Raw genomic sequence first — 6,348 nt, 5'->3', positions numbered from 1 at the left:
GCGCGGCCTCGTCCCGCTCGCCCGCGGCGGCGAGGCTCATCGCTCGTCGCCGGGCTTCGCGGCCGGAAGCGGGCTCCGGCGCAGGGCGTCGAGGGCGGCGTCGCGGCTCAGGCCCTGAACGCGCGCGGTGACGTAATGCTGGCAGGTCTCGCCGAAGCCGGCGCGCTCGCCGAGCGAGGCCACGGAGATCAGGCCCTCGATGATGGAGCGCGGCTGCTCGCTCACCCCGCGCTCCGCCAGCATCTCCTGCACCTGCACCGCGCGGTTGGCGATCATGCGCGCGCCCTCGGTGTAGCGCGCGTCGGCGTCGGCGATCAGGTCGCGGATGGCGACCGCGTTCGGATCGGACGGCTCGACCTCGCGGCCGGCCTCCCGGCTCGCGAGCCAGGCGCCGGGCGCGATCTTGTCCTTCAGCTCCAGCCAGCGCCGCTCGTGGAACGGCTTCTCGTGGGTGAGCGAGGCGACCACGTCCTGCGGGGGCTCGCTCGGCGCCGGGTCGTCGCAGCCGGTGAGACAAAATATCGCGACCGCGACAACTGTGGCGGGACTTAATTTAATAAGCGAATATTGAGACATGGCGCTTTTTGACTTTTTGGTTTGCGCGGAGCCCGCCTAAACGTTGGTCTAATGCAGTATGACAGGGAACGCACCCCCGACGAAAGCCGTCGAGCAGGTTCGAGGGGGTCTGCGTCCTCGTTTCTCTTAGCGAATTGCCCGAACGCGGTTTTTTGCGTTTGAGCCTCCGCGAAAGCGCGGGCGCCGCAAAATGGCAATCGATTTTCCAAATCTTCCCAGTCCAATTTTCCAATGATGCCCGAGACAGTTCGTCCAACTTCGGGAAAGAGTTGCCCCGCTGCAGAACGCAAGAAGCGCGTCAGGCGCCAAGTAATTGACGGTTCATCGCACGACTACAGGGCCGTCACGCGTCGCAGCGCGCCGCGGGGCTCCGTCTCTTCGGAGATCGGCGCCGCACCACAAGAATGGGAAACGCAAGGGGTTTCACATGATCAACCTTCGAACGTCCGTGTCGGCGTTCACGCTCGTCGCGACCGCGGCTCTGGGCGTGGCCGCGACCGGCCTGCCGGCGGTCGCCAACGACAAGCTCGTCGAGCTGTCGAAGAGCGAAGCCAACTGGCCGATGACCGGCAAGAACTACAGCGCGCAGAACTATTCGACCGCGAAGCAGATCAACGTCGACAACGTCAAGGAGCTGCGGCCGGCCTGGGCGTTCTCCACGGGCGTTCTCCACGGCCATGAGGGCACGCCGCTCGTCATCGGCGACAAGATGTTCGTGCACACGCCGTTCCCGAACATCACGTTCGCGCTCGACCTGAACGAGCCGGGCAAGATCGACTGGATGCACAAGCCGAAGCAGTCCCCGACGGCCCGCGCCGTGGCGTGCTGCGACGTCGTGAACCGCGGTCTGGCCTACTGGCCGGGCGACGGCAAGACCCCCTCGCTGATCCTCAAGACCCAGCTCGACGGCCACATCGTGGCGGTCAACGCCGAGACCGGCGAAGAGTTCTGGAAGATGGAGAACTCCGACATCAAGGTCGGCTCCACCCTCACCATCGCTCCCTACGTCATCAAGGACTCGGTCCTGGTGGGCTCCTCGGGCGCCGAGCTCGGCGTGCGCGGCTACGTCACCGCCTATGACGTGAAGACCGGCGCCCAGAAGTGGCGCGCCTACGCGACGGGTCCGGACGAGGAAGTCAAGCTCGCCAAGGACTTCAACGGCAAGAACCCGCACTACGGCCAGTTCGGCCTGGGCACCAACAAGACCTGGGAAGGCGACGCCTGGAAGATCGGCGGCGGCACCAACTGGGGCTGGTACGCCTTCGATCCGGACACCAACCTGTTCTACTACGGCTCGGGCAACCCGGCGCCGTGGAACGAGACGATGCGTCCGGGCGACAACAAGTGGACCATGACCATCTTCGGTCGTGACATCGACACGGGCGAGGCCAAGTTCGGCTACCAGAAGACCCCGCACGACGAGTGGGACTACGCCGGCGTCAACGTGATGATGCTGTCGGAGCAGAAGGACAAGACGGGCAAGCTGCGCAAGCTGCTGACCCATCCGGACCGCAACGGCATCGTCTACACGCTCGACCGTGAGGACGGCACGCTCATCTCGGCCGACAAGCTCGACGACACGGTCAACTGGGTGAAGCAGGTGGATCTGAAGACCGGCATCCCGGTCCGCGATCCCGAGTTCGCCACCCGCATGGACCACAAGGCGACCGAGATCTGCCCGTCGGCCATGGGCTACCACAACCAGGGCCACGACTCGTACGATCCCGAGAAGCAGCTGTTCTTCATGGGCATCAACCACATCTGCATGGACTGGGAGCCCTTCATGCTCCCGTACCGCGCCGGTCAGTTCTTCGTCGGCGCGACCCTGTGGATGTACCCCGGCCCGAAGGGCGATCGTCAGGGCTACGAGGGCCTCGGCCAGATCAAGGCCTACAACTCGATCTCCGGCAAGTACGCCTGGGAGAAGATGGAGCGCTTCGCGGTTTGGGGCGGCACGCTCGCGACCGCCGGCGATCTGGTGTTCTACGGAACGCTGGACGGCTTCATCAAGGCCCGCAACTCCAAGACCGGCGACCTGCTCTGGAAGTACCGCCTGCCTTCGGGCGTGATCGGTCACCCGATGACCTACACGCATGACGGCAACCAGTACGTCGCCATCTACTACGGCGTCGGCGGCTGGGCGGGCGTTGGCCTCGTGTTCGACCTGACCGACCCGACCGCGGGCCTCGGCGCGGTGGGCGCGTTCAAGAACCTGCAGCACTACACCCAGATGGGCGGCGGCGTTCAGGTCTTCTCGCTCAACGGCAAGAACCCCTACGACGACGTCAACGTCGGCGAATGGACCGGCCCGAAGGCCAACTGATCCCCACGCGGATCGGCCGTTACGGCTCCACGACCCTCTCCCCGGCGGCGACCGTCGCCGGGGAGACCTTCAAAACGAAAAACACTGACTGCTGAACACGACGATCCAAGGCCGCCCCGCCGCGCGCAGCGCGTTCGGAGAAGCACCACAGGCCGGGATCGCAGGGAGATATGCAGATGGCTTTCCGTTCGTACGGCCGCGCGCGCGCGGCGCTGCTTGGAGGCGCGGCTCTCGCCGTAGCCCCGTTCGCAGCAGCCCTTCCGGCCGCCGCGGCGGAACCGCTCCGCATCTGCGCCTCGAGCGTGGAGGCGCCCTATTCCGAGGCCAAGGCCAAGGGCTTCGAGAACAAGATCGCCGAGGCGGTCGCCAAGGCCGCCGGCCGCGAGGCCGAGTTCGTCTGGAGCGACAAGCCCGCGATCTATCTGGTCCGCGACTATCTCGACAAGAAGGCCTGCGACGTGGTGTTCGGCGTCGACGCCGACGACGAGCGCGTCCTCGCCACCAAGCCCTATTTCCGCACCGGCTACGCCTTCGTCACCCCGGCCGACGTGGAGATCGGCTCGGAGTGGAAGGACGCCGGCGGCGACGCCTTCAAGAACTTCGCCGTGCGCTTCTCGACGCCCGCGGAGCTGATCCTCAAGGCGGCCGGCAAGTACGAGGACAACCTGTCCTACAACCTGTCGCTGGTGAATTTCGAGGACAAGCGGAACAAGTACACGCAGGTCCCCGCCGACAAGCTGGTCAACGAGGTGGTGAACGGCGACGCCGACATGGCCATCGCCTTCGCCTCCGACGTGGCGCGCTACGTGAAGAACGCGTCCAAGCCGCTGAAGCTCACCCTGATCAGGGATGACTTCCAACGTTCCGACGGAATGAAGATTCCGCTGCATTTCGACCAGGCGATCGGCGTCCGCAAGGACGATGCGGAGCTCCGCAAGGCGCTCGACGCCGCGATCGACAAGGCGAAACCCGAGATCGACGCCGTGATCGCCGAAGAAGGCATTCCGACGCTCCAGCCCAACGGCTGAAGCGTGAGGCGAGGGTCCGGGACCTCCCGTGTCCACCTTTCAGTGAGTTTCGGATGATCAATCGCAAACTGCTCATGGCGGGATTCGCCGCCGCCGCGCTCGCCCTCGGCGCGGCGGGAGCTATGGCGCAGATCGAGCTGCACAACACCGTCACCGGCGAGCCGCTCAACCTTTCGGACGCCGGTGAAGAAGGCCAGGACACCCCGGCCTTCAAGGAGTTCATCCAGACGGGCAAGAACCCGTACAACAAGGAGCCGAACTGCCTCGCCAACGGCGAACAGCTGTTCCTGAGCATGTGCTCGGGCTGTCACGGCCACGTGGCGGAAGGCAAGATCGGCCCCGGCCTGAACGACGATTACTGGACCTATCCGGACAACAACACGGACAAGGGCCTGTTCGAGACCATCTTCGGCGGCGCGTCCGGCCAGATGGGACCGATGTACGGCGCCGTGAACCCGGACCAGATGCTCCAGATCATGGCTTGGGTGCGCCACCTCTACAAGGACGGCGTCGAAAACGCCGTCTGGCTCGACGACGAGCAGAAGGCGAGCTTCAAGCCCTATGACGGCCATTCGCATGCGCCCAAGGCGGATCCGGCGAAGACGCCGGAAGCCTGCAAGGCGAGCGAGTGACGAAATCTCCGCCGGCGGGCCGGCGCGGGACAGGGCGCGTTCGCAGCCATAAGCGGACCGCCTTTCGGTTGGAAAGCACTGCAACACCTCAAGGAGGAAAGCTCATGACCAAGATCGCCGCTTTCGGACGGCTCGCCGCGGCCGCTGCGCTCGCCACCGTCGCTGTCGCCGCTCCGGCGCTCGCCTATGATGGCACGAACTGCAAGGAGCCGGGCGTGTGCTGGGAGCCGAAGCCCGGTTATCCGGCCAAGGCCGAGATCAAGGGTTCGAAGTACGACCCGAAGCACGACCCGAAGGAAGTCGCCAAGCAGTCCGAGTCGATCAAGGCGATGGAAGAGCGCAACAAACAGCGCGCCGACAACTTCGCCAAGACCGGCAAGTTCGTCTACGACGTCAAGAAGCTCGGCGCGAACTGACGCCTCGCCGTCGGCCGGGTCCGGGCTCGACATCCGTCGCCGGGCCCGGCCGACGCTGAATTCAAGGATCCCGCGCGGTTCGACGCTGTCGCAATCGCTCCCTCTCGTCGTCGGGACGGGTCTCTTCCGGCCGTCCTGCGGGATGACGACACGCACCTCGCGGCCGCTTCGGCGCGTTGTCTCCAACACCGTCGAGCGGCCGTCTTTTCCGGGCGCGTCCGAGACCGAGGTTTTTAGCCCATGGCGACTTCAACCCTCGCGGCGGAGCGCCGCGTCGAGGATCTCGCGCCCGAACTGAACGCCTGGCGCGACCAGGCGCTGGCCTTCGAGGCCGAGGTCGGACGCGCGGTCGTGGGCCAGCCGCAGGTGGTGCGGCTGATGACCATCGCCCTGTTCGCCCGCGGCCATGTGCTGCTCGAGGGCGACGTGGGCGTGGGCAAGACCACCATCCTGCGCGCCGTGGCCCGGGCGCTCGGCGGCCCGTTCGAGCGCATCGAGGGCACGGTCGACCTCATGCCGACCGATATGCTCTACACCGCTTACGTGGACGACGAGGGCAAGCCCCGGGTCGAGCCGGGTCCGGTGCTGCACCATGGCGAGAACCTCGCCGTGTTCTTCTTCAACGAGATCAACCGCGCCCGTCCGCAGGTGCATTCGCTGCTGCTGCGCCTGATGGCCGAGCGCAGCGTCACCGCCTTCGGCAAGGAATGGTCCTTCCCCCATCTGGTGGTCTTCGCCGACCGCAACCGGGTGGAGAAGGAGGAGACGTTCGAGCTGCCCGCCGCCGCCCGCGACCGCTTCTTGATGGAGATCGCGGTCGACACCCCGGCCGAGCCCGAGGTTCGGCGCCAGCTGGTGTTCGACCCCCGCTTCCACGACGTGGACCGGCTGATCGGCGGCCTGACGGAGGGCGTGCTCGACCACACCCGCCTGTCCGAGGCCGGACGCGCGATCCAGCACGCGATCACCGCCGCGCCCGCGCTCGAAACCTACGTGCTCGGCCTGTGGGACGCGGTTCGCGCGCCGAAGGCGGCCGGCATCGACATTCCGAACGTGGACATGGACCGGCTGCTGCAGGGCGGCGCGAGCCCCCGCGGCGTCGGCGCGCTGGTGCGCGCGGCCCGCGTCCGCGCCTGGCTCGAGGGCCGCGACATGGTGCTGCCCGAGGACGTGCGCGCCGTGTTCGATCCGGTGATGGCGCACCGTATCTTCCTCGATCCGATCTACGAGACGCGGCGCGACCGCATCGTGCCCGAACTCTGCCGCCAGGTGTTCGAACGGGTGCCGGCGCCGTGAGCGAAACCCTCCGCCGGGCAGGCCCGCCCCGCGCGGATCTGCCGTACCGCCTGTTCGGCCGCGCGCGGGGCGTCGCC

At 66.7% G+C, this 6,348-nt stretch carries 6 protein-coding genes; 5 read left to right on the top strand and 1 reads right to left on the bottom strand.

From position 1 onward, the window contains the following. Nucleotides 1-36 precede the first annotated feature (36 nt). Nucleotides 37-576: a hypothetical protein gene (locus tag ACFQ4O_RS13825; protein WP_378776306.1), complete on the bottom strand. Its 540-nt coding sequence runs from the start codon at nt 574-576 to the stop codon at nt 37-39. 427 nt (nt 577-1,003) lie between these two features. Between ACFQ4O_RS13825 and ACFQ4O_RS13820 the strand changes: the two genes are divergently transcribed. From ACFQ4O_RS13820 to ACFQ4O_RS13800, 5 genes are all read left to right on the top strand, one after another. After that, nucleotides 1,004-2,899 carry a methanol/ethanol family PQQ-dependent dehydrogenase gene (locus ACFQ4O_RS13820; RefSeq protein WP_378776304.1) on the top strand — a complete coding sequence of 632 codons (1,896 nt, stop codon included), beginning with the start codon at nt 1,004-1,006 and terminating at the stop codon, nt 2,897-2,899. A 176-nt stretch (nt 2,900-3,075) separates the two neighbouring features. Then, nucleotides 3,076-3,927, top strand: coding sequence for a methanol oxidation system protein MoxJ (moxJ, locus tag ACFQ4O_RS13815; protein WP_378776302.1), 852 nt, complete (start codon nt 3,076-3,078; stop codon nt 3,925-3,927). Nucleotides 3,928-3,980: 53 nt separating this feature from the next. After that, nucleotides 3,981-4,559: a cytochrome c(L), periplasmic gene (moxG, locus tag ACFQ4O_RS13810; RefSeq protein WP_378776300.1), complete on the top strand. Its 579-nt coding sequence runs from the start codon at nt 3,981-3,983 to the stop codon at nt 4,557-4,559. A 104-nt stretch (nt 4,560-4,663) separates the two neighbouring features. Continuing rightward, nucleotides 4,664-4,975, top strand: a complete 312-nt coding sequence (locus ACFQ4O_RS13805) for a methanol dehydrogenase (RefSeq protein ID WP_378776298.1) — start codon at nt 4,664-4,666, stop codon at nt 4,973-4,975. A 240-nt stretch (nt 4,976-5,215) separates the two neighbouring features. Beyond that, nucleotides 5,216-6,271 (top strand): AAA family ATPase, encoded by a 1,056-nt coding sequence (locus tag ACFQ4O_RS13800; protein ID WP_378776296.1) that lies wholly within the window; start codon nt 5,216-5,218, stop codon nt 6,269-6,271. Nucleotides 6,272-6,348: the final 77 nt, after the last annotated feature.

It is taken from the genome of Methylopila musalis (genome assembly GCF_042679725.1).
GTDB lineage: Bacteria > Pseudomonadota > Alphaproteobacteria > Rhizobiales > Methylopilaceae > Methylopila > Methylopila musalis.
Note: the sequence above shows the minus strand (reverse complement) of the source record. Positions and strands in the feature narration are given on the sequence as shown.

Excerpts from the sequence above, each read along its gene's own strand:
- ACFQ4O_RS13825 (WP_378776306.1), bottom strand. The coding sequence starts at position 576 with ATGTCTCAATATTCGCTTATTAAATTAAGTCCCGCCACAGTTGTCGCG.
- ACFQ4O_RS13820 (WP_378776304.1), top strand. The coding sequence starts at position 1,004 with ATGATCAACCTTCGAACGTCCGTGTCGGCGTTCACGCTCGTCGCGACC.
- moxJ (WP_378776302.1), top strand. The coding sequence starts at position 3,076 with ATGGCTTTCCGTTCGTACGGCCGCGCGCGCGCGGCGCTGCTTGGAGGC.
- moxG (WP_378776300.1), top strand. The coding sequence starts at position 3,981 with ATGATCAATCGCAAACTGCTCATGGCGGGATTCGCCGCCGCCGCGCTC.
- ACFQ4O_RS13805 (WP_378776298.1), top strand. The coding sequence starts at position 4,664 with ATGACCAAGATCGCCGCTTTCGGACGGCTCGCCGCGGCCGCTGCGCTC.
- ACFQ4O_RS13800 (WP_378776296.1), top strand. The coding sequence starts at position 5,216 with ATGGCGACTTCAACCCTCGCGGCGGAGCGCCGCGTCGAGGATCTCGCG.